Source organism: Dolichospermum sp. LEGE 00246 (genome assembly GCF_015207865.1).
Taxonomy (GTDB): Bacteria; Cyanobacteriota; Cyanobacteriia; order Cyanobacteriales; family Nostocaceae; genus Dolichospermum; species Dolichospermum heterosporum.
In genome coordinates, this window is sequence record NZ_JADEWA010000764.1 from 1 (window position 1) to 1,137 (window position 1,137).

Sequence of the window (1,137 nt, forward strand, 5' to 3'; positions counted from 1 at the left end):
CCCCACCACATCTCGTTCCTAGTCTCTGACTAGGAATGCAGTTGGTGAGGCTCTGCCTCTAATATCATTGAAGGCAGAGCCTTCTAGAATTCATTCCCAGTCAGAGACTGGGAACGAGTTGAAAATCTCCACCACATCTCGTTCCTAGTCTCTGACTAGGAATGCAGTTGGTGAGGCTCTGCCTCTAATATCATTGAAGGCAGAGCCTTCTAGAATTCATTCCCAGTCAGAGACTGGGAACGAGTTGAAAATCCCCACCACGTCTCGTTCCTAGTCTCTGACTAGGAATGTAGTTAGTGAGGCTCTGCCTCTAATATCATTGAAGGCAGAGCCTTCTAGAATTCATTCCCAGTCAGAGACTGGGAACGAGTTGATGATTGATATTTTTTTGCTACTTATGGGTAATCTAATCATAGTAGGGCTAATGCTGCTATTAAGACAACAGCAATTTTTGACACATGACTAACTCTAGTGATGATTACTTGGTTCGGCGCGGTAAGCAGATTGAGCGAAAGAAAAGAATTGTTACATATATTGGACTTATTTCATTTGGCGGTTCAATACTGTTCGGCGGGGTTAATGCCATCAAACAGTCTTGGGAAAAACCTAAGCAGGCAGTAGTTCAAACCGTTGGGAATGATTTACAGACACAGATTAAGGGTTATGAGTTGGTTTTACAACGTGAACCGAATAATCAAATGGCGCTTGAGAGATTGTCCATTATGCGGTTAAGGTCTGGGGATAATCAGGGGGGGATTGCCTTAATTGAGAAGTTAATAAAATTACATCCAGATAGAGAGGATTATCAAACTGTGCTGGCAGATATAAAGAAGAAAATGAGGGAAGAGTAAGAGCGATATCAGAATTGTTTAAGTAGGTTGGCGTTGAAAATTGTCGTTATGGCAAGGCAAAAGGCACTCATGCAAGAGGCAAGAGTGAAGAGGGTTTGGGCGATTTTACGTTTCTTTACACAGTTTGGTTTTATTGTGTTCACCTACTTATAATGTATTTAAGAGGTTGTTTGAAAAGTATCAGATGAAACCCATAATCTCCAAAAACCTAACCCCCCTGCCCCCCTTCCCTACCAGGGAATGGGGTTTTCAAAGCCTCTCCCCGCGTCGGGGAGAGGTTTGGAGA

The 1,137-nt window shown here is 43.0% G+C and carries 1 protein-coding gene; it reads left to right on the plus strand.

Annotated features, from left to right (window positions below; genetic code table 11):
• The first annotated feature begins 458 nt into the window (after positions 1-458).
• Positions 459-851 (plus strand): tetratricopeptide repeat protein, encoded by a 393-nt coding sequence (locus tag IQ228_RS26210; RefSeq protein WP_027402399.1) that lies wholly within the window; start codon positions 459-461, stop codon positions 849-851.
• Positions 852-1,137 lie beyond the last annotated feature (286 nt).